Source organism: Sphingomonas sp., from assembly GCF_965227385.1.
Lineage (GTDB): Bacteria > Pseudomonadota > Alphaproteobacteria > Sphingomonadales > Sphingomonadaceae > Sphingomonas.
Genome location: NZ_OZ245750.1, coordinates 305,014 through 325,699 on the forward strand (window position 1 = coordinate 305,014; position 20,686 = coordinate 325,699).

18 protein-coding genes are annotated in these 20,686 nt (G+C 66.1%); 12 read left to right on the forward strand and 6 right to left on the reverse strand.

Features of this window, described 5'->3' with window-relative positions; translation table 11 throughout:
* Positions 1 to 168: 168 nt before the first annotated feature.
* Both ACO05N_RS01405 and dapD read left to right on the forward strand, forming a co-directional pair.
* Positions 169 to 834, forward strand: coding sequence for a pyrimidine 5'-nucleotidase (locus ACO05N_RS01405; RefSeq protein WP_422055421.1), 666 nt, complete (start codon positions 169 to 171; stop codon positions 832 to 834).
* Positions 831 to 1,634: a 2,3,4,5-tetrahydropyridine-2,6-dicarboxylate N-succinyltransferase gene (gene dapD, locus ACO05N_RS01410; protein WP_422055422.1), complete on the forward strand. Its 804-nt coding sequence runs from the start codon at positions 831 to 833 to the stop codon at positions 1,632 to 1,634. Before ACO05N_RS01405 ends, dapD begins: the two co-directional genes overlap by 4 nt.
* Before the next feature lie 3 nt (positions 1,635 to 1,637).
* On the opposite strand, the gene ACO05N_RS01415 is transcribed toward dapD, so the two are convergent.
* Positions 1,638 to 2,456, reverse strand: coding sequence for a hypothetical protein (locus ACO05N_RS01415; RefSeq protein WP_422055423.1), 819 nt, complete (start codon positions 2,454 to 2,456; stop codon positions 1,638 to 1,640).
* A gap of 208 nt (positions 2,457 to 2,664) precedes the next feature.
* Between ACO05N_RS01415 and ACO05N_RS01420 the strand changes: the two genes are divergently transcribed.
* Positions 2,665 to 3,429: a tryptophan 2,3-dioxygenase gene (locus ACO05N_RS01420; RefSeq protein ID WP_422055424.1), complete on the forward strand. Its 765-nt coding sequence runs from the start codon at positions 2,665 to 2,667 to the stop codon at positions 3,427 to 3,429.
* A gap of 106 nt (positions 3,430 to 3,535) precedes the next feature.
* Positions 3,536 to 4,690: an aminotransferase class V-fold PLP-dependent enzyme gene (locus tag ACO05N_RS01425; protein WP_422055425.1), complete on the forward strand. Its 1,155-nt coding sequence runs from the start codon at positions 3,536 to 3,538 to the stop codon at positions 4,688 to 4,690.
* On the opposite strand, the gene ACO05N_RS01430 is transcribed toward ACO05N_RS01425, so the two are convergent.
* Together ACO05N_RS01430 and ACO05N_RS01435 are read right to left on the reverse strand one after the other, a co-directional pair.
* The gene (locus tag ACO05N_RS01430) at positions 4,655 to 5,095 is read right to left on the reverse strand and encodes a CoA-binding protein (RefSeq protein ID WP_422055426.1); all 441 of its coding nucleotides are present in this window, start codon (positions 5,093 to 5,095) and stop codon (positions 4,655 to 4,657) included. The two genes, ACO05N_RS01425 and ACO05N_RS01430, sit on opposite strands and share 36 nt — an antisense overlap.
* 3 nt (positions 5,096 to 5,098) lie before the next feature.
* On the reverse strand, positions 5,099 to 6,061 hold the full coding sequence (locus tag ACO05N_RS01435; RefSeq protein ID WP_422055427.1) for a P-loop NTPase: 963 nt from the start codon (positions 6,059 to 6,061) through the stop codon (positions 5,099 to 5,101).
* 71 nt (positions 6,062 to 6,132) lie between these two features.
* Between ACO05N_RS01435 and hflK the strand changes: the two genes are divergently transcribed.
* From hflK to ACO05N_RS01455, 4 genes are all read left to right on the forward strand, one after another.
* Positions 6,133 to 7,296, forward strand: coding sequence for a protease modulator HflK (hflK, locus tag ACO05N_RS01440; protein ID WP_422055428.1), 1,164 nt, complete (start codon positions 6,133 to 6,135; stop codon positions 7,294 to 7,296).
* Positions 7,293 to 8,150, forward strand: coding sequence for a protease modulator HflC (gene hflC, locus ACO05N_RS01445; protein WP_422055429.1), 858 nt, complete (start codon positions 7,293 to 7,295; stop codon positions 8,148 to 8,150). Before hflK ends, hflC begins: the two co-directional genes overlap by 4 nt.
* Before the next feature lie 165 nt (positions 8,151 to 8,315).
* Positions 8,316 to 9,830 carry a Do family serine endopeptidase gene (locus tag ACO05N_RS01450; RefSeq protein ID WP_422058680.1) on the forward strand — a complete coding sequence of 505 codons (1,515 nt, stop codon included), beginning with the start codon at positions 8,316 to 8,318 and terminating at the stop codon, positions 9,828 to 9,830.
* Between the two features lie 61 nt (positions 9,831 to 9,891).
* Entirely contained in the window at positions 9,892 to 11,553 is a 1,662-nt protein-coding gene (locus tag ACO05N_RS01455) for a helicase HerA-like domain-containing protein (RefSeq protein ID WP_422055430.1), read from the forward strand.
* Positions 11,554 to 11,562: 9 nt separating this feature from the next.
* Here the strand turns inward: ACO05N_RS01455 and ACO05N_RS01460 are convergent, their stop codons facing one another.
* From ACO05N_RS01460 to queF, 3 genes are all read right to left on the reverse strand, one after another.
* Positions 11,563 to 12,843 (reverse strand): glycoside hydrolase family 130 protein, encoded by a 1,281-nt coding sequence (locus ACO05N_RS01460; protein WP_422055431.1) that lies wholly within the window; start codon positions 12,841 to 12,843, stop codon positions 11,563 to 11,565.
* A 41-nt stretch (positions 12,844 to 12,884) separates the two neighbouring features.
* Positions 12,885 to 15,161 (reverse strand): glycosyltransferase, encoded by a 2,277-nt coding sequence (locus ACO05N_RS01465; protein WP_422055432.1) that lies wholly within the window; start codon positions 15,159 to 15,161, stop codon positions 12,885 to 12,887.
* 121 nt (positions 15,162 to 15,282) lie between these two features.
* Positions 15,283 to 15,729, reverse strand: coding sequence for a preQ(1) synthase (gene queF, locus ACO05N_RS01470; protein WP_422055433.1), 447 nt, complete (start codon positions 15,727 to 15,729; stop codon positions 15,283 to 15,285).
* 30 nt (positions 15,730 to 15,759) lie between these two features.
* Between queF and ACO05N_RS01475 the strand changes: the two genes are divergently transcribed.
* From ACO05N_RS01475 to ACO05N_RS01490, 4 genes are read left to right on the forward strand one after another with little or no spacing between them, the layout of a single operon-like run.
* Positions 15,760 to 17,304, forward strand: coding sequence for a cryptochrome/photolyase family protein (locus tag ACO05N_RS01475; RefSeq protein ID WP_422055434.1), 1,545 nt, complete (start codon positions 15,760 to 15,762; stop codon positions 17,302 to 17,304).
* Between the two features lie 9 nt (positions 17,305 to 17,313).
* Positions 17,314 to 18,150 carry a 3-mercaptopyruvate sulfurtransferase gene (gene sseA, locus ACO05N_RS01480; protein ID WP_422055435.1) on the forward strand — a complete coding sequence of 279 codons (837 nt, stop codon included), beginning with the start codon at positions 17,314 to 17,316 and terminating at the stop codon, positions 18,148 to 18,150.
* Complete coding sequence (gene metC, locus ACO05N_RS01485) at positions 18,147 to 19,340, forward strand: cystathionine beta-lyase (protein WP_422055436.1); 1,194 nt, start codon at positions 18,147 to 18,149, stop codon at positions 19,338 to 19,340. The genes sseA and metC overlap by 4 nt, the downstream gene beginning before the upstream one ends.
* A complete protein-coding gene (locus tag ACO05N_RS01490) occupies positions 19,337 to 20,677 on the forward strand; it encodes a mechanosensitive ion channel family protein (protein ID WP_422055437.1) in 1,341 nt (446 codons plus the stop codon). The genes metC and ACO05N_RS01490 overlap by 4 nt, the downstream gene beginning before the upstream one ends.
* Positions 20,678 to 20,686: the final 9 nt, after the last annotated feature.

Below are 20,686 nucleotides of genomic sequence, written 5' to 3' on the forward strand. Positions count from 1 at the left end.
ACATCCGTTTGTGCTGAGCTTGTCGAAACACGATCTCAAACAAATGTGTCGCGCCTCCCTTCGACAAGCTGAGGGCAAACGGACGTGGGCCGCAGGCGGAAAGGGATTTGCGCCGTCCAATCATTCCTATCCTTCCCCTCCGCCCCCTTCCCCCCTAAACGCCCCGCCATGCGCCCCGACCTCGCCCATATCGACGCCTGGTTGTTCGACCTCGACAACACGCTCTATCCGGGCAGCACCGACCTGTTCGCACAGATGAACCAGCGCATCGGTGCCTATGTCGCGCGACTGCTGGACCTCGATCCCGACGCCGCGCATCGGTTGCAAAAGGACTATTTCATCAGCCACGGCACCACGCTCGCCGGGCTGATGGCCGATCACGGCGTCGACCCGTACGAATATCTCGCCGACGTCCACGACATCGAAATCGACATCCTCGAACACAACGCCCCGCTCGCCGCCGCGATTGCCAAACTGCCGGGGCGCAAGCTGGTCTTCACCAACGCCGACGCGCCTTATGCCGAGAAGGTGCTCGACCGGCTCGGCGTCCGTGAACATTTCGAGGCGATCCACGACGTCCACGCCAGCAGCTACCACCCCAAGCCGCACCCGCACGCCTATGCCAGCGTGTGCGAGGCGTATCGCATCGACCCGAAGCGCGCGCTGTTCGTCGAGGACATGGCGCGCAACCTCGCCCCGGCCAAGGCGATCGGCATGACCACCGTCTGGGTCGACAATGGTTCGGAACAGGCCCCCGATGCTGATCGCAGCTTCATCGACCATATCACCCACGACATTTGCCACTGGCTCGAAACCATTCAGGAGCATCCATGACCGACCTCGCCGCCACGATCGACGCCGCCTGGGAAGACCGCGCCAACATCTCGCTCGCCACGACCGGCGCGGTGCGTGAGGCAGTGGCCGAGGCGCTGAGCCTTCTCGACAGCGGTGCCGCACGCGTCGCCGAGCCGGTGGACGGCGGCTGGCAGGTCAATCAGTGGCTCAAGAAAGCCGTGCTCCTCTCCTTCCGCCTCAACGACAATGCCGTCGGCCATGGCGGCTTCGACAAGGTCCCGCTCAAGACCGCGGGCTGGGACGATGCGGCCTTTCGTGCCGCGGGCTTCCGCCAGGTGCCGGGCAGCGTCGTGCGCCACGGCGCGCATATCGGCCGCAACGTCGTGCTGATGCCCAGCTTCGTGAACATCGGAGCCTATGTCGGTGAAGGCACGATGGTCGACACGTGGGCCACGGTCGGCAGCTGCGCGCAGATCGGCAAGAACGTCCACCTCTCGGGCGGCGTCGGCATCGGCGGCGTGCTCGAACCGCTTCAGGCCGATCCGGTGATCATCGGCGACGGCGCGTTCATCGGCGCCCGCGCCGAAGTGGCAGAGGGCGTCCGCGTCGGCGAAGGCGCGGTCCTCTCGATGGGCGTCTATTTGGGCGCGAGCACCAAGATCGTCGACCGCGCCACCGGCCACATCTATCGCGGCGAAGTGCCGCCCTATGCGGTCGTCGTCCCCGGCACCCTGCCCGGCACGGACGGCGGCCCCGGCCTCTATTGCGCGGTGATCGTCAAGACGGTCGACGCCCAGACCCGCAGCAAGACCGGGATCAATGAGCTGCTGCGCGACTGACGCCTATTCCCCCTTTCCGCGTCGGAACGAGGTCGGGTGGTGAAAGCCATGCTTGGCGATCTTCACCCGATCATCGCCGATCTCGACCGTCTTCGGACCAGCGGCGGGCAGCACGCCGCCGACCCACATCGCGATCTCCTGATGGGCAGTGAACGGGTCGATCGCCTTTGCAAAATCCATTGCTGAAAGCGACGGCTGATCGACCGCCCAGTCCAGATGCTCCTGTTCCGGGCCGGGGATATAGGGCGTATCGGGATTTTGACTGGCGATCGTGATACCGGCCGCCACCACCGCCTCGCGCACGGTGCCCGTCAGCGGCTCCGGATCGAACCATTGGCTCAGCGGAATCATGCGGTCGGGATAATTGATGGTCTGGCGCCGGATATTGCTCGTCTCGCGTCGCTCGCGCTCGGACTCCTCGCCTTGGTGAAGCGCCAAACCGTGCTTGTGCGCAAACGCGATGATCGCGTCATATGTCCAGAACCAGCGCGCATCCTCGGTGGGGCGGCCGCGCGCCAGCCGGATACCGTGGTATAGCACACCACAGAACAGTACCCGCGCCGCGTCCTGGACATGCCGCGCGCCGTCGATCTCGACATCGCTGAGCGGACGATATCGGGTCAGCGCCCGCTGGCGCGCCGCCGCCGTGTCCGGTTCTGCGGGGACCAGCCCGCCCGCGCACGATCTGAGCGGCACGCGCAGCGCTCCGTGGATCTCGGCACTGGCCAGCCCGCGCGTGCCGTTGCGCATGAAGGTGACCGAGTCATCCTGTCCCCAGGCCGCGCCTGCGTCATAATAGTCCTTGCCACCGATGATCCGCATCGCGCGATCTTCGCGTTTGAGGCGGTCAGGTCAACCCGGCTCACCTGACGCTTTCCGACGCGCGATTTCAAAAGCCATTTCCTACAGACCCTCGCCTGGGGTAGTCGTTTCCCATGCAACCAACCCCCGCCCCCGCCCCGGCTGACACCGCCCCTACACACGCATTTTTTGTCAGCATTGTCGTCAGTTTCGCCGCAGGGACACCGGCATGAGCGATCCGATGACCTATGGGCGCTACCTCGCGCTCGACCAGCTGCTGACCGCGCAACATCCGATTTCGGACGAGCATGACGAGCTGCTGTTCATCGTCATCCACCAGACCAAGGAACTGTGGCTCAAGCAGATGATCGCCGAGCTGGAGGTCGCGCTCGACCTGGTTCGCAGCGATCGGCTGGTCGAGGCGTATAAGGGCCTGGCGCGGGTCAGCCGGATCCAGGCGGTGATGACGCTCTCGTGGGAAATCCTGACCACGATGACGCCGAGCGATTATACCCGCTTCCGCGACGTATTGGGGTCGAGCAGCGGGTTCCAGTCGGACCAGTTCCGCGCGGTCGAAACCATGCTGGGACTGCGCGGTGGCGGCGTGCCGGGGCCGCTGACCGAGCGTTACGGCAGCGCACCCAGCCTGTGGGACGAGGCCAATGCCGCGCTCGCCCGCGCCGGGTTCGACCTGCCCGAAGCCGCGCTGAACCGCGACTGGGCCAAGCCTTATGAGGCCAACCCACAGGTCGAGGCCGCTTGGGCCAAGGTCTATCGCGAGCCGGGCACGCATTGGGAGCTCTACCAGCTCGCCGAAAAGCTGGTCGATATCGACGACGCGCTGGCGACCTGGCGGCACAAGCATGTGCTGACTGTCACCCGTGTCATCGGCATGAAGCCCGGCACCGGCGGCACCCCCGGCGCGTCCTACCTTCAGTCCACGCTGACCAAGCGCGCCTTTCCTGAACTCTGGACGCTGCGGACGCTTCTTTGATGTGTTTCGGCACCGGCCCGCTCCCCCACCCGGCCACCCAGCGGTAGCATGATATGGGTGGCCAGGTGGGGGAGCGGGCCGGTGCCGCCCTTGCAAAGGCAAGAAAATGACCAGCTACAAGCATCTCTTCCAGCGCTCGCTCGCCGCAGCCCCGGACCGGCTTCACTTCGCCGCGCACAGCCATCACCTTTGGCCCGATGCGTCGTTCGTCGGCCATCAGGCGGCATGGCAGGACGCCGCCCGGCTCGCCGACCGCAAATGGGACCGGGTGATGGGTAAGATCTGGCCCGCAGCCCAAGCCCATGTAGCCGCCGAACTGGCGCTGCCCGACCCGTCGTCGGTGACCTTCGCCGGCAACACCCACGACCTGATCCTGCGCATCGTCTCCGCCCGCAGCGAACGCCCCCTGCGCATCCTCGCCAGCGATGGCGAGTTTCACAGCTTCCGCCGCCAGGCCCAGCGCTGGATCGAAAGCGGCCGCATCACGCTCGACACGGTGGCGCGGGCCGCCGATTTCGACGCCCGCTTCCTCGCTGCGGCGCGTGGCGGCAATCACGACCTGATCTTCGTCAGCCAGGTGATGTTCGAAACGGGCGCGGTGTTCGGGGCCATCGCCGACCTCGCCACACTCGCCCGACCCGACGGTCCATGGGTGGTAGTCGACGGCTATCATGGATTCATGGCGATGGAGACCGACCTGTCAGCGGTCGCCGACCGCATCTTCTACACCGCCGGCGGGTACAAATATGCCATGGCGGGCGAAGGCGTCGCCTTTCTCCATTGTCCGCCCGGCTTCGGGCCGCGCCCCGAAATCACAGGCTGGTACGCCGAGTTCGCCAATCTCGAAGCCCCGCCGCCCGGCCAGATCGGCTATGCCGCCGATGCAATGCGTTTCATGGGATCGACCTTCGACCCCAGTGGTATCTACCGCTTCGTCGCCATCCGCGACATGCTGGCCGAGGAAGGGCTGACCACAGCCGCGATCAACGCGCACGTCACGCCGCTGCGAGATCAGCTACTCGCCGCCCTGCCAGGAACAGCGCTCGCCGACGCAGAATTGCTCAACCCCGGCAGCGATCCGCGCGCACGGTTCCTCGCGCTGCGTTCACCGCACGCTCCAGCGTGGAAAGCGGCGCTGATGGATCAGGACATCATCACCGACGTCCGCGGCGACGTGCTGCGGATCGGCTTCGGCCTCTACCACGACCAACGCGACGTCGAGCGACTAGTCGCCACCCTGCGCGATCTTGGATACGCCTAGCCGCGGAATCTCGATCGCGGGGCAGCGGTCCATCACCACCGTCAACCCCGCCGCCTCGGCCCGCGCGGCGGCGTCTTCCTTGATGACGCCAAGCTGCATCCACACCGCCTTGGCCCCAACTGCAATCGCCTCATCCACCGCCTCGCCAGCCGCAATCGGCCGCCGGAAGATATCGACGATGTCGATCGGCTCCCCGATCTGCGCCAGCTCGCGGAATACGAACTCGCCGTGCAGATGCTCGCCGGTGATCTGCGGATTAACCGGGATGACACGATAGCCATGCTCCTGCAGCATCGCCATCACCCGATAGCTCGGCCGATCCGGCCGGTCGCTCGCCCCGACCAGCGCAATCGTCCGCGCCCCTTCGAGCAGCGCCTTGATCTCCGCGTCCTGGGCGAGGGGCATGGGTCAGCCTTTCTGTGTTTCCAGCCAGGCAAACACCTTCCCGGCCACTTCAGCAAACGCCGCGCCCTCGACCCCGTTCCCCGCCGCCGGGGGAGCGCCGGCATCGGACGCCGTGCGGATCGCGATGTCGAGCGGGATGCGCCCCAGGAAGGGCACGCCCAGCCGCTCAGCCGCAGCCTCGGCGCCGCCGCGCCCGAACGGGTCCGACACCTCGCCGCAATGCGGGCAGGCATAGCCCGCCATGTTCTCGACGATCCCGATCACCGGAACGCCCGCCTTGGCGAACAGGTCGATCGCCCGCGTCGCGTCGATCAGCGCCAGATCCTGCGGCGTCGAGACGATCACCGCGCCGGTCGGGCGGTGCTTCTGGATCATCGTCAGCTGCACGTCGCCCGTGCCGGGTGGCAGGTCGAGGACGAGCGTGTCCGCCGCGCCCCAGTTCGCATCGACCAGCTGGGTCAGCGCGCCCGCCGCCATCGGCCCGCGCCAGGCGATCGCCTGCCCCTCCTCGACCAGCCCGCCCATCGACAGCATCGGCACCCCGAACGCGGTCGCAAGCGGGACCAGCTTCTTGTCGTGCGCGACCGGTTTGCGTCCCTCGACGCCCATCAGCTTGGGCTGCGACGGGCCATAGATATCGGCATCGACCAGCCCGACCCTGCGCCCCGCCCGCGCCAGCGCGATGGCGAGATTGGCGGATACGGTGGATTTCCCCACCCCGCCCTTGCCGCTCGCAACAGCGATCAGGCGACGCGCGACCCGCTGGGCCGTCCGTGCGATTCGCACCTCATCGATCCCCGGCACGCTGGCGGCCGCGCGCAGATCGGCCTCCAGCGCATCCTGCGCCGCTTCGGGCAGGCCGGTCACGTCGAGGATGATGCTGGCGCGGGCACCCTCCACCCGCACGGTGGCACGCCCGGCCGCGATGGGGGCGAGGATGGCCTGGAGCTCGGTCTGATCGGTCATGCCGCGCGACATAGGACGGCTTTCGATCGGTGCCACTGTAAATCCGCCGCGCGGTCCCTATAAAGGCTGATATGGCGAGACTGAATGGTTGGATCGCACGCGTTGCCGGAATGGGCGGCGCGCTGTGGAATGAGAACAAGGGCCCCTGGGGTGGCGGGAGCGGAGGCGACGACAAGGGCGGCGCGGACGGCGGCAATGGCGGCGGCCCACGCAATCCCTGGGCGTTTCCGCCCGAGGGCAAGCGCGGCGGCAAATCCAATGTCAGCAGCCTCGACGATTTCCTGAAGCGCGCGCGCAAGGGCGGTGGCGGCGGAAGCGGCGGCGGTGGTGGTCGCGGCGGACTGCCCACCGGAATGCCCAGCCGTCCGATCGTGCTGGTCGCGACCGGCCTGCTCGTCCTTGCGTGGATCGCCTTCACCAGCGTCCATGTCATCACCCCCGAACAGCGCGGCGTGGTGAAACTGCTCGGCCGCTATTCCTACACGATGGAGCCGGGCATCGGCATGACCATGCCCGCCCCGATCGCGACCGTGGAAAAGGTCAACGTCCAGAAGATCACCAACGAGGATTTCCCGCAGGGTAGCGGCGAAAATCTGATGCTGACCCAGGATCAGAACATCGTTGATCTCGCCTACGCAGTCCGCTGGGACATCGCCAATCCGGAAGACTTCGTCTTCCAGATCGCCGAGCCGACCATGACCGTGCGCGCGACGGCGGAAAGCGCGATGCGTGCCGCGGTCGCAAGCGTCACGCTAAATGACGCGATCGGCCCGGGCCGCACCGTGATCGAGGCGCGCGTGCAGCAGACGATGCAGGCGATTCTCGACGAATATAATTCGGGCGTCCGCGTGCGCGGCGTTTCGATCAAGAACGCATCGGCCCCGGCAGCCGTGGACGAAGCCTTCAAGCAGGTCACCGCGGCGCAACAGGCGGCCGAGGGCGATCGCAACCAGGCGCGTGCTTATGCCCAGCAGACACTGGCGCGCGCGCAGGGCGCCGCGACCGAGTTCGACAAGATCTACGAGCAGTACAAGCTTGCCCCCGAGGTCACCCGTCGCCGTATCTATTATGAAACCATGGAGGCGGTGCTGGCCAAGTCGAACAAGACCGTGATCGAGACGCGTGGCGTGACGCCCTATCTTCCGCTCCCCGCCGCACGCGGCAATTCCGTGCAGCCGCAGGTTCAGCAAGGTCAGCAGGCGCAACCTGCCCAGCAGCAGGGAGGCGCACAGTGAACGCCATCGTCAACCGCCCGATCCTGTTCGGCGGGCTCGCTCTCGGGCTGCTGTTCGTCCTGCTCAACACGGTGTTCGTGGTGGACGAGACCAAGCAGGCGGTGATCCTGCAGCTCGAACAGCCGATCCGCACGATCAACAAATACCAGCCGGGCGAACAGTTCGGGCGCAACACCGGTGCCGGCATCAAGGTCAAAGTGCCGTTCATCCAGCGCGTGGTGTGGGTCGACAAGCGGGTGCTCGACATCGAGCTGGAGAACCAGCCGGTGCTGTCGACCGATCAGCTGCGGCTGGAAGTCGATGCCTTTGCCCGCTTCCGCGTCGTGGATCCGCTGCGCATGGTCGTAACCGCCGGAACCGAACGCCGCGTCGCCGACCAGTTGCAGCCGTTGTTCGGGTCGGCGCTGCGCGCCGAACTTGGCAAGCGCACCTTCGCCTCGCTGCTCACCCCTGAGCGAACCGCGGTCATGGACAATATCCAGGCCGGACTTCAGCGCTATGCCAGCCAGTACGGCGTCGAAATTGTCGACGTGCGGATCAAGCAGGCCAACCTCCCCGAAGGCAGCCCACTGCAATCGGCCCTCAACCGCATGGCCACCGCCCGTCAGCAGGAGGCAACGACCATCCGCGCCAACGGGCAGAAGGATGCCACCGTGATCCGCGCAGAAGCCGACGCAAAGGCCGCGCAGATCTATGCGGCCGCGTTCAACAAGGATCCGCAATTCTACGATTTCTGGCGCGCGATGCAGTCGTACAAGACGACCTTCCTCAGCTCGGACGCGACCGGCGAAACCTCGATCATCCTGTCGCCCGACAATGATTATCTGCGCGAGTTCCGGGGCCAGAGCCGATAGGCTCTGGTCACGAAGTGTCAGAAACGATCCGGACCCCAACGGCTGTCGGTTCGTTCATATTCAATCGCCGTTCAGCTATTTGAGGCGAGTAATACACCGATGACCGAACCTACGCCCGGAATGGGCCGCAACTCCAAGGGCCAGATGACCAAAGGAACCACTCCCGTGCGCTATGCCTATGCCATCACTTCCGCGCTCCTGATCGGCGGTGCGAGCGCCGCGCTGGTGATGCAGAACCCGGCCGGCGCGCAGACCGCCCAGAACGAACCCGGCGCGATCCAGGCCGCAGCGCCCCGCGCCGGCGCGCCGATGAGCTTTGCCGACATGGTCGCCAAGCTCCAGCCCGCCGTCGTCAACATCTCGACGACGCAACGCGTGCAGGTGCAGACCAACCCGTTTGCCGGCACCCCGTTCGGCGATCTGTTCGGCGGGCAGCAGGGCGGCGGTGGCCGTCCGGTCACGCGCCAGGCAGAATCGCTCGGCTCGGGCTTTCTGATCTCGGCCGATGGCTATGTCGTCACGAACAACCACGTGATTTCGGCGGGCCAGCGCGGCGCGGTCGTCGAATCGATCAAGGTGACGCTGGCGGATCGCCGCGAATATACCGCCAAGCTGATCGGCCGCGATCCCGCGACCGACCTCGCCGTGCTCAAGATCGAAGGGGCCAACCTGCCCTTCGTCAAGTTCGGCGATTCGGACCGCGCGCGTGCGGGTGACTGGGTGGTTGCCATCGGCAACCCGTTCGGCCTCGGCGGGTCGGTGACCGCCGGCATCATCTCCGCGCTGCACCGCGCCACCGGACAGGGCGGTCCGCTCGACCGGTTCATCCAGACCGACGCCTCGATCAACCGTGGCAATTCCGGCGGTCCGTTGTTCGACCTCAACGGCAATGTGATCGGCATCAACTCGCAGATTCTTTCTCCGACCGGCGGCAATGTCGGCATCGGCTTCGCCATCCCCTCGTCGGAGGCCAAGCCGATCATCGATACGTTGATGAAGGGCAGCAGCGTCGAGCGCGGCTATCTCGGCGTCGGCATCCAGCCGCTGACCGACGATCTGGCCAAGTCGTTCGGCGTTCCGAAGGGCAAGGGCGAGCTGATCAGCCGCGTCGAGCCGGGTGAGGCCGCAGCCAAGGCGGGGATCAAGCAGGGCGACGTCATCGTCAAGATCGACGGCAAGGATGTGACCCCGGACCAGACGCTGTCCTATCTTGCCGCCAATGTCCGCCCCGGCACACGCATCGCGGTCGAGCTGATCCGCGACGGCAAGCCGGTCACGGTCCAGGTCACCGTCGGCAAGCGTCCGCCGGAGGAACAGCTGGGCGGCTTCGATCCCGATGCCGACGAGGGCGCACCGAGCGGCGATGACGCAACGCAGGGTCCCGCGTCGCTCGGCGTCAGCGTGACCGCGCTCACCCCGCAGATCGCGCGCACCATCGGCGTCGATCCGGCGACCAAGGGCGTGGTGATCGTCGGCGTCGATCCGGCGAGCGACGCTGCGCAGAAGCAGCTGACGCGCGGCCTCGTCATCACGTCGGTCAACCGTCAGCCGATCGAGACGCCGGCCGACTTTGCCCGCTTGGTCAACGCGGCCAAGGCTTCGGGTGCCGAATCCGTCGTCCTCTACATCATGGCACGCGGCGGCGTTGGCACCTTCCGGTCGGTCGATTTCGCCCGCTGATAGGGCTAGCCTCGGCCCACATTCTCCCTAATGCTGCGCTTCTGATCATCGGGAGCGCAGCATGTCGGGTGAGAGCGATCTGTTCATTGGATTAGGCGGCGGCGAGCGACAGGCGCTCGTGCTCAAGCGGGCCAATCGTCATGGCCTGATCGCCGGCGCCACCGGCACCGGCAAGACCGTGACGTTGCAGGGCCTTGCCGAAAGCTTCAGCCGGGCGGGCGTCCCGGTCTTTGCCGCCGATGTGAAAGGCGACCTGTCGGGCATGGCGATGCCCGGATCGCCGACCGCCAAGACCCACGAGCCGTTCAGCAAGCGCGCGGCCGAGATCGGCGAAACCGACTGGCAATATGCCGCCGCGCCGGTGCAATTCTGGGACCTGTTCGCCGAGCAGGGCCACCCGGTGCGAACCACCGTGTCCGAGATGGGGCCGCTGCTGCTGGCCCGCCTGTTGGGACTGAACGAAACGCAGGAAGGCGTGCTGACGATCGCGTTCCACGTCGCCGACGACGACGGCCTGTTGCTGCTCGACCTGGACGACCTTCAGGCCATGCTCGCCGCGTGCAGCGAACGCGCCGATGAGCTGAGTGCGCGCTACGGCAATGTCGCCAAGACCAGCGTCGGCGCGATTCAGCGCCAGTTGCTCCAACTGCGCAGCCAGGGGGGCGAGCATTTCTTCGGCGAACCGGCGCTGTCGATTCAGGATTTCATCAAGACCGACGACAATGGCCATGGCGTCGTCAACATCCTCGCCGCCGACAAGCTGATGGCCTCGCCCCGGCTCTACGCCACCTTCCTCCTGTGGCTGTTGTCTGAGCTGTTCGAATCGCTCCCCGAAGTCGGCGACCCGGACAAGCCCAGGCTCGTCTTCTTCTTCGACGAAGCGCATCTGCTGTTCGAGGAAGCGCCCAAGGCGCTGCTCGACAAGGTCGAACAGGTCGTCCGCCTGATCCGGTCCAAGGGCGTCGGCGTTTACTTCGTCACCCAGAACCCGATCGACATTCCCGAGGATGTCGCGGGCCAGCTCGGCAACCGCGTCCAGCACGCGCTGCGCGCCTTCACCCCGCGCGAGCAAAAGGCGATCAAGGCGGCCGCGGAAACCTTTCGCGCCAATCCCGACCTCAATGTCGAAACCGCGATCACCGAACTGAAGGTGGGCGAGGCGCTGGTATCGGTGCTGATGGCCGATGGTGCGCCCTCCCCGGTACAGCGCACGCTGATCAAGCCGCCGCGCGGTCGGGTGGGCCCGGTGACGCCTGAAGAGCGCAAGATCCTGATCGACACCGATCTGGTCGGATCGAAATACGATGCACGGGTCGATCGCGAATCCGCCGAAGAATTGCTCACCGCCAAGGCCAGCGAAGCGTCAGCCGCCGCTGCGGAGGCCAAGGCTGCCGACGAAGCGGAAAAAGCGGCGCTGGCGCAGGCAAAGGAAGACGCCCGCACCGCCAAGGAAGCCGAACGCCGGCGCCTCGCGGAACAGCGCGAAGCCGACCGTCAGGCTCGGTTGGAGGAACAGGCCCGGCGCAAGGCCGAGCGTGAGGCGGCGAACAACCCGTGGAACCGTGCGGTCAAGTCCGCCACCCAATCGGCCTCCTCTGCTGCCGGCCGCGCGGTCGCGGGCGAAGTGTCCAAGGCGATCTTCGGCAAGAAATCCGGTGTCGGCGCCAGCGTCGTCGGCGGCATCGTCCGCGGCATTCTCGGCGGGTTGTTCAAGGGGCGTTGACGCGGCCCCCTACATCACTGCCAGCAGCGACTTGATCGACACGAACGCAAAGGCGACCGAGCTGTCCGCGACGCCATAGGGGATGAAGATCGACTCCCCATGGCGGATCGCGCCGCACGAATAGACGACATTCGGGACATAACCCTCGCGATCCTCGCTCGCCGCCGCCAGGATCGGCGCGCTGGTGCGTCCGATCACCTTCGACGGATCGTCCTTGTCGAGCAGCGCCGCGCCGATCGAATATTTGCGCATCGCGCCGACGCCATGGGTCAGCATCAGCCAGCCCTCGTCCAGCTCGATCGGCGGGCCGCAATTGCCCATCTGCACCAGCTCCCACGGGAATTTGGGCGTGATCAGCTTCACCCCCTCGTCCCAGTGGGTCAGGCGATCGGATTCGATCAGGAAGATATTCTCCCCGTCCTGCCGCCCGATCATCATGTACTTGCCGTTCACCTTGCGCGGGAACAGGCCCATGCCCTTGTTGCGCGCGGCGGTGCCGGTCATCGGCACCAGGTCGAACGCGCGCCAGTCGCGGGTGCGCAGCATCTCCGACTGGATCTGCGACCCGTTATAGGCGGTGTAGGTGCCCAGCCATTCCTCGCTGCCATCGTCATGGCGGAAGTGCGTCAGGCGCATATCCTCCAGCCCGTTGGACTGGGCGCGGGTGATCGGGAACAGCAACGTCCCCGACAGCGTCGAATCGCGGTGGCGATGCACGGTGACCTCGCCCTCCGGCACGTCATCCTCATCCCCGAATGTATCCGCCGCCGTGGCAAAGGGCGGCTCGGGGGCGAGCGTCAGGTCGTTGGTGTCGGTGATGATCCCCTCGCGAAACGCGACGGAGGAGATATGCCCCTCCCCCACCGCGCGCAGGCTCATCAGGATGCGAAGCGACCTCTTGGGCATCCCCGTTTGGTCATAATGCGGCACCGCGCTGGGGTTCATCAGCGCTGCGGCGGCATAACTGTATTCGTGACAGAAATAGGCGCCGATCAGCTGGCGCTTCTCGTCCCCGATGCTGGCGCCGTCGAGACCCATCTGCGCCTCGATCTCGTCATAGCGGGTCATGAACACGCGCCGCGTCTGCCAGTGGCGCGCCTCGAAATCCTTGAGCACCGCGTCGAGCTGTCCCCGCGCCTCGCCCGGGGACATGTCGAGCACCGCGCGTACCAGCCGCTCCATCCGCGACGGGGCGCCGTTCACCGACTGCCAGGCGATATGGAACGGCCTGACCACGACGCGCGACGGATCGGCGCGCAAGCGCATGGGATGGTGGTAAAGATCGATCATGCGTCCCCCGGGGCCGAACTGCTCTGTGCCGTCCGGTCTCCCTAGGCGACGGCTTGTGCCCTAACTGCCATGTTTTGCGTGCGCTGCAACAGAGACGACATCGCGCAATTGGCCAATTGAAGCGCAAGGATCGATTCAGCTCCCTGATTGCGGTTCAGCCCGTGCGGCGTCAGCCCGTCGAAACATCCGCCATCGGCGGTACTGGCGAGCGGCAGGTCGAGGTCATTCTGGCCCAGATACCAGCGATAGGCCCGCTGGGCCTCATCGATCCAGCGCGATTCGCCAGTCGCGTGACAGGCAGCGGCGCAGGCATCGATCGTTGCCTGCGCCTCCAGCGGCTGCTGATCGAAGGGCATCGGGTCGGCATAGGGACGCCCGAAACTCTCGGTCCCGATCGCGCGGAACCGCCCCTCGGGCGAAGTCTGCTGGCGCACGATCCAGTCCAACGTCGACAAGCCGCACGCGACGAAGTCCGGCCGGTCGAGCGCATGTCCCGCGCGGATCAGGGCCTCGGGCAGCCGGGCATTGTCATAGGCGAGCACAATTTCGAACCATTCCCATTCGGGCCGCCGCGCTTCGTCCAGCAGCGCGACCAGCTCGTCGCCGAATCGTTCCAGCACTGTCCGCGACAGAGCATGTCCCGGGTGCGCATCCAGCATCGCCGCCGCGCCCAGCATCGCAAAGGCGCGCGCACGCGGGCTACCGAACTCGAACGCGATTGACGCGGTCTGGTCGAACAGCACCCGGCCCCAGTCACGATATTTCGAGTCGCGCGCTTCGGCGGCAGTCACGCCGAGCGCCCACAAGGCACGCCCGTTCGAATCCTCCGACCCTTCGTCCTCGCACCAGCTGCGGTCGAACCGCATGAAGTTGCGGAACCGGCGCGTATCCGGGTTCCAGGCGAACTGCACGAATGCAGCGAACACGCTGGTCCAGCGATCGCGCTCGCTGTCGCCGACGGTATCAATGCGGTGCATCAGGATCAGCGCACGGGCATTGTCATCGATGCAATAGCCATGACGCCGGTCGGGCACGGCATAGATCGAATGCTGCAGCATGCCGGTCGCGTCGCTCATCCGCTCGACCGCGCGAAAATCGGTTGGCAGCACCGTGTCGCGTTGGGCAGGTCCGGGAATGATGCGCGGCGGTCGGGTGTCGCGCACTAGCCCAAGCAGATCTGTCACCGCCTCTGCGATTCGCGGCCAGATCATCGTCCGCCCTCGCGCATAGGCGCGCTGCGCCATGGCGGCACGCGCTTCATCGTCGTCGAGCAGCGCGCCGATCTCTTGCGCAAACGCGCCGCTGTCACCGAACGGCACCATCACGCCGTGATCGTCCGCCAGAATTTCGGTGGCGTGGACATAGGGGGTGGAGACAACCGGCTTCCCCATCGCCACCGCATAGGACAATGTCCCCGACGTGATCTGCGCCGGATTGGGATAGGGCGTCGCGTAGATGTCCGCCGCCTGCAGATAGTCGAGCAGCTCGTCCTGTTCGACAAAGGCATTCACGAATGCGATGTGCCGCTCAACCCCCAGCTTTGCCGCGAGCGCGTGCAACCGGTCGCGATAGGCCTCGCCCTCATGCGCGATCAAATTGGGGTGGGTCGCGCCCAGGATGACATAGAGCGCGTCGGGGTGCCGGTCGACGATGGCCGGCAGCGCCTCGATCACCGTTTCGATCCCCTTGCTCGGCGCGAGCAGGCCAAAGGTCAGGATGACCTGCCGCCCATCCCAGCCGAACCGGGACTTCATGCTGTCCGGTTCGACATAGTCCCGGTCGGGGACGCCATGCGGGATCACCACCACCTTGCGCGGGTCCACGCCATGCGCGCGGCGCAGGATATCGCGCCCCTGTTCCGCCATCACGATCACGCGCGCGGCACGGCGCAACAGCGCTTCCATCACGCGGCGCTCGTCGGGGTTGGGTGCCTCCAGTACGGTGTGCAGCGTCGCGATCACCGGCAGGCCGCTCCGGTCGAGCAGCGCCAGCAGATGATCGCCGGCCGCACCGCCATAAATGCCATATTCGTGCTGGACCCAAATCACCTGCGCGCCAGACGCATCGATGGCACGCGCCGCACCGAGATAAGCGGCACGGTCGTCCTGCGGAATCGTTGCGGTCACCGCGCTGGGGAAGTCATAGCTGCCCGGACGATCATCCATCGCGTAGACGTCGACCCGCAAGTCTGGAAAGCGATTGCGCATCGCGTGAAAACTGTCGGTTGTGAAGGTGGCCAGCCCGCATTTGCGGGGCAGGAAATTGCCGATCAGCGCGATGTGATCCACTCGGTCCGATACCGGCGACGTTCGCGTCATCCCGAATTCCTTCGCAACAGCAACATGGATTAAGCCCGAAACTGGGCGTGCGATCTCCAAACGTTATCGTTACAATATGGTTGCATCGATGCTGCATTGCAACATCGCTAAATCATTCAAATTACCCGCGTCCGCGATAGCCCGGCACATCCTGCGCCGGAATCCACACGCCCGCCGGTGCGTCGCCCGACTGCCAGAACACGTCGATCGGAATCCCGCCGCGCGGATACCAGTATCCGCCGATACGCAGCCATTTCGGTTTCATCTCGTCAAACAGTCGCTGCCCGATCCCGACGGTGCAATCTTCATGAAATGCGCCATGGTTGCGAAAGCTGCCAAGAAACAGCTTGAGCGACTTGGATTCGACGATCGTCTCGCCCGGCACATAATCGATCACCAGATGCGCAAAATCCGGCGCGGCGGTGATCGGGCAGAGCGAGGTGAACTCCGGCACGGCAAACCGCACCAGATAATCGCTTCCCGGACGCGGGTTTGGAACATAATCGAGCACCGCTTCTTCCGGGGAAGCGGGAAGCGCGCTGGTCTGGCCGAGATGCTTGGGTGTCATGGCGCGCGATGTAGGAAAGGCGCTGCGGAAATGGAACGGGGGATCGACACGCTGATACCGGTCTTGGGCGACCAGCTTGCGCCCGGCCTGTCGGCGTTGCGCGATGCGGACCCCGCAAGCGGCGTGATCCTGATGATGGAGGTCGAGGAGGAAGCGACCTATGTCCGCCATCACAAGAAGAAGATCGCGTTCCTGTTCGCAGCGATGCGCCATCATGCCCAAGCGTTGCGCGACGCCGGGTGGCAGGTCGAGTATGTCCGCCTCGATGATCCCGACAACAGTGGCAGCCTGACCGGCGAGGTCGCCCGCGCGGTCGAACGGCACCGCCCCGCGCGCATTGTCGCGACCGAAGCGGGCGAGTGGCGCGTGCGCCATGCGCTGGAGCTGTGGCCGGACAAGTTCGACGTCCCGGTCGAGATCCGCGAAGACGACCGCTTCATCGCCAGCCATGCCGAATTCGACGCCTGGGCCGAGGGTCGGAAGCAGTTGCGGATGGAATTCTTCTACCGCGAGATTCGGCGCAAGACCGGCCTGCTGCTCACCGAACGCGGCGAGCCGGAGGGCGGCCAGTGGAATTTCGACAAGGAAAACCGCAAGCCCGCCGCGCGCGATCTCACCATGCCGCAACCACTGTCGTTCGCGCCCGATGACCTGACGCAGGAGGTGCTCGCGCTGGTCGCCGATCGCTTCTCCGATCATCCCGGGACGCTGGACGGGTTTGATTTCGCGGTCACGGCAGCGGACGCCGAGCGTCAGCGGGCGCATTTTCTGCGCTATGCCTTGCCGCAATTCGGCGATTATCAGGACGCGATGCTGACCGATGTGCCGTTCCTGTGGCACTCGATTTTGTCGCCCTACATCAATTGCGGGCTTCTCGATCCGCTCGACCTGTGCCGTCGGGTCGAAGCGTCGTACCGCGCCGGCCACACCCCGCTCAACGCCGCCGAGGGGTTCATCCGGCAGATCATCGGCTGGCGCGAATATGTGCGCGGGATCTACTGGCGCGAGGGCCCGGAATATACGTCGCGCAACTTCCTGAACGCGACGCGCCCGCTCCCCGGCTTCTATTGGACCGGTCAGACCGACATGCACTGCATGGCGCAGGCGATCGGGCAGACGCTGCAGAACGCCTATGCGCACCATATCCAGCGGTTGATGGTGACAGGCAATTTTGCGCTGCTGATCGGTGCAGATCCGGCCGACGTCCAGCGCTGGTATCTCGAAGTCTATGCCGATGCCTATGAATGGGTCGAGGCGCCCAACACGCTGGGGATGAGCCAGTTCGGCGATGGCGGGCTGCTGGGGTCGAAACCCTATGCGTCGTCGGGCGCCTATATCGACCGCATGTCCGATTATTGCGGGCATTGCCGCTATGACGTGAAGGCGCGCACCGGCCCCAAGGCATGCCCGTTCAACGCGCTATATTGGGACTTCCTCGCGCGAAATCGCGACAAGCTCGGCAGAAACCAGCGGCTCGCCATGCCGTATCGCAATTGGGACCGGATGGACGCGGACACGCAACGCGCACTGCGGACACAGGCGAAAGCGTTTCTCGCTCGGCTGGATGAAGGCTAGGCTGGCACCATGGACTCACTCGTTTCGACGCAATGGCTTGCCGATCATCTCGGCGACGCGGACCTCCGCATCCTCGACGCCACCTGGTTCCTGCCGGGCGAGCCGCGCGACGCGGTGGCGGAGTTCGCCGGGGCGCACATCCCAGGCGCAGCCTTCTTCGACATCAACGCCATCGCCGACCGCGCCAGCCCGCTGCCGACGATGCTGCCACCCGCAGAGCAATTCGCTGCGCAGGTCGGCGCGCTGGGCGTCGGCGATGGCGACCGCATTGTCCTTTACGACAACGCCCCGCACCACACCGCCGCGCGCGCCTGGTGGATGTTCCGCAGCTTCGGCATCGCCACCGCGATCCTCGATGGCGGCTTCGCCAAATGGCGGGCCGAGGGGCATCCCATCGAAACCGGCGCTGCCGCCCCCGCCCCCCGCACGCTGACGGCAACGCACGACGCCGCCGGGGTTCGGAACACAGCCCAGATCCGCGCCAACCTCGACAGCCACGCCGCGCAACTCGTCGATGCGCGCTCCGCCACGCGCTTTGCCGGCAGCGAACCCGAACCGCGTCCTGGCGTAGAACCCGGCCATATCCCGGGCAGCGCCAACCTGCCCTATTCCGAATTCTTCAACGCCGACGGCACGTGGAAGCACGTCGCCACGCTGCGCGCGCTGTTCGAGGCGGAGGGAATCGAGGTCGAGCGCCCGGTCATCACCACCTGCGGATCGGGGATCACGGCGGCGGTGCCGGCGTTCGCGCTGCACCTGCTCGGACATCGCGCCGCACTCTATGACGGCAGCTGGAGCGAATGGGGCGCAGACCCCGACACGCCCAAGGCAAAGGGAGCTGCATGAGCGGCACGGACGACAGCAAGGGTAACGGGACGAAGGTCGTTGGCGCAGGCCGCCGGCCCGAATGGACGCAGGGGATCGTCAGCCCGCCGGTGTGGCGCGCCTCGACCATCCTCTATGACACGGTTGCCGATATGCGTGCGGCGGGTGGGCGCGACACGCACCACCGGCTCTTCTACGGCCGTCGCGGCACGCCGACCCAGTGGAGCCTCGCCGACGCGCTGACCGAACTGGAACCGGGCGCCGAGGCGACCTACCTCTACCCCTCGGGCGTCGCCGCGGTCTCCGCCGCGCTGCTCAGCGTGCTGTCGCCGGGCGACGAGTTGCTGCTTCCCGACAGCGCCTATGACCCTACGCGCAGCTTCGCGACCGGCTTTCTCGCACGCTTCGGGGTGACGACGCGCTTCTACGATCCCATGGTCGGCGGCGGCATTGCCGATCTGATCGGCGAGCGGACCCGCGCAATCCTGATGGAAAGTCCCGGCAGCCTGACGTTCGAGGTTCAGGACGTCCCCGCCATCGTCGCCGCCGCCAAGGCGCGCGGGGTAACCACGCTGATCGACAATACCTGGGCCACGCCGCTGCTGTTCCCGGTAATCGAACTGGGTGTCGACCTGTCGATCCTGGCCTGCACCAAATATATCGTGGGCCATAGCGACGTGATGCTCGGCAGCGTCACCGCCGCGCCGTCGCATTGGGGCAGGCTGCGCGATACCAGCTTCGCGCTCGGCCAGACCGCCAGCCCCGACGATGCCTGGCTCGGCTCGCGCGGATTGCGCACCATGGCAGTGCGGCTGAAGCATCACGGCGCGGCGGCGCTGGAGATCGCGCGCTGGCTGGAAACGCGGCCCGAGGTTGCCCGCCTCCTCCACCCCGCTCTGCCCTCCTGTCCCGGCCATGACGTGTTCTTGCGCGACTTCAAGGGCGCGTCCGGGCTATTCAGCTTCGTTCTCAATGGCGGCACCGAAGCCTCGCGCGCTGCGCTGATCGACGGGCTCGATCTGTTCGGCATCGGCTATAGCTGGGGCGGGTTCGAGAGCCTGGCGATCCCCATCGACCCGCAACGCTACCGCAGCGCGACGCGCTGGGAAGCAGAGGGGCTGGCCGTGCGACTGCAGATCGGGCTGGAAGATCCCGCCGACCTGATCGCCGACCTCGCCGCCGGCCTCGACCGCTTCCGGGCGGCAACATGATCCCGCCCGCCCTCGCCAACTGGCTGGCCGAAAGCGGCTTTGGCGCGCCAACCGCGCCGGAACTCTTCGAAGCAGCGGTAGCGGGCGGCATCGCCCTCCTCGCGCTCGCGGCCGGCTGGTTCGCCGGCCGCAGGCTGGGGCCACCAATCGCCACCTTTTGGCAGGGGCGCGTCGGCAATCATGTCGAGGGGCTGGCGCACCGCATGGGTGCGCTGGTACGGCATGGCAGCGCCGCTTTGCTGCTCGCGCTCGCGCTGAATGCCTGGCCGTGGGCGCCGTTGGGCCGGGCGGGTCTGGGCTTTGCGCTCGCATCTGCCAGCGCGATGACGATGCTGGTGTTCATGCGCGGCCTGCATATGCCGCGCTGGAGCGCGTGGCTCGCCGCGACCGCCGTGTTCGCTGCGATCCTCAGTCACGCCATTGGCGGGTTCAACGTGATCACCGACACGCTAGACCGCATCGGCATGGATGTGGGTACGCGGCGCATCTCGCTGCTCGCGGTCGTCACGATCCTGATCACCGCGATCGCGCTCTACGCCGCCGCGCGCCTCGCCAATCGGATGATTTCGCATTCGATCGCTCAGGCGCGCGGTTTCGACGCGACCCAGAAGCTGCTGGTGCAGAAGCTGGCGAGCATCGCGGTCATCGTGGTCGTGTTCTTCTTCGGCATCGACCTGCTCGGCATCGACCTGACCAGCTTCGCCGTGTTCTCCGGCGCAATGGGTCTCGCGGTCGGTTTCGGCCTGCAAAAGACGGTCGGCAATCTGATCGCCGGGATCATCCTGTTGATGGACCGCTCGATCAAGCCGGGCGACGTCATCGTCGTCGGCGACAGCTTTGGCTGGGTCAACAAGATCGGCGTGCGCGCGGTCAGCGTCATCACCCGCGACGGTAAGGAACATCTGATTCCGAACGAGAATCTGATGACGCAGGAGGTGGAAAACTGGTCCTTCTCCGACCGCAATGTCCGCGTCCGCATCCCGGTCGGCATCGCATACGAGTCCGACGTCAAACTGGCGCAGAAGCTGATGCTGGAGGCCGCATTGGAAAGTCCGCGCGTCCTGCAATCGCCCCGGCCCAATGTCTGGCTCACCTCGTTCGGCGACTATGCGCTGGAGCATGAGATCCTCGCCTGGATCAGCGACCCCGAAGGCGGCGTCGGCAATGTGAAGAGCGACGTGCTCAATCGCCTGTGGGTCAAGTTTCAGGAACACGGTATCGAAATCCCGTTCCCGCAACAGGTGCTCCACTTCCGCAGCAGCAAGGGCGACCGCATCGGCAGCATCGCGGGCGTGCGCAGCGAAACGCCGGTTGGCGGACTCGAGGATGCTCCCTAGATACAGGGC

Coding starts and splice junctions, on each gene's coding strand:
- ACO05N_RS01405 (WP_422055421.1), top strand. CDS start 169: ATGCGCCCCGACCTCGCCCATATCGACGCCTGGTTGTTCGACCTCGAC.
- dapD (WP_422055422.1), top strand. CDS start 831: ATGACCGACCTCGCCGCCACGATCGACGCCGCCTGGGAAGACCGCGCC.
- ACO05N_RS01415 (WP_422055423.1), bottom strand. CDS start 2,456: ATGCGGATCATCGGTGGCAAGGACTATTATGACGCAGGCGCGGCCTGG.
- ACO05N_RS01420 (WP_422055424.1), top strand. CDS start 2,665: ATGAGCGATCCGATGACCTATGGGCGCTACCTCGCGCTCGACCAGCTG.
- ACO05N_RS01425 (WP_422055425.1), top strand. CDS start 3,536: ATGACCAGCTACAAGCATCTCTTCCAGCGCTCGCTCGCCGCAGCCCCG.
- ACO05N_RS01430 (WP_422055426.1), bottom strand. CDS start 5,095: ATGCCCCTCGCCCAGGACGCGGAGATCAAGGCGCTGCTCGAAGGGGCG.
- ACO05N_RS01435 (WP_422055427.1), bottom strand. CDS start 6,061: ATGACCGATCAGACCGAGCTCCAGGCCATCCTCGCCCCCATCGCGGCC.
- hflK (WP_422055428.1), top strand. CDS start 6,133: ATGGCGAGACTGAATGGTTGGATCGCACGCGTTGCCGGAATGGGCGGC.
- ACO05N_RS01455 (WP_422055430.1), top strand. CDS start 9,892: ATGTCGGGTGAGAGCGATCTGTTCATTGGATTAGGCGGCGGCGAGCGA.
- ACO05N_RS01460 (WP_422055431.1), bottom strand. CDS start 12,843: ATGATCGATCTTTACCACCATCCCATGCGCTTGCGCGCCGATCCGTCG.
- ACO05N_RS01465 (WP_422055432.1), bottom strand. CDS start 15,161: ATGACGCGAACGTCGCCGGTATCGGACCGAGTGGATCACATCGCGCTG.
- queF (WP_422055433.1), bottom strand. CDS start 15,729: ATGACACCCAAGCATCTCGGCCAGACCAGCGCGCTTCCCGCTTCCCCG.
- ACO05N_RS01475 (WP_422055434.1), top strand. CDS start 15,760: ATGGAACGGGGGATCGACACGCTGATACCGGTCTTGGGCGACCAGCTT.
- sseA (WP_422055435.1), top strand. CDS start 17,314: ATGGACTCACTCGTTTCGACGCAATGGCTTGCCGATCATCTCGGCGAC.
- metC (WP_422055436.1), top strand. CDS start 18,147: ATGAGCGGCACGGACGACAGCAAGGGTAACGGGACGAAGGTCGTTGGC.
- ACO05N_RS01490 (WP_422055437.1), top strand. CDS start 19,337: ATGATCCCGCCCGCCCTCGCCAACTGGCTGGCCGAAAGCGGCTTTGGC.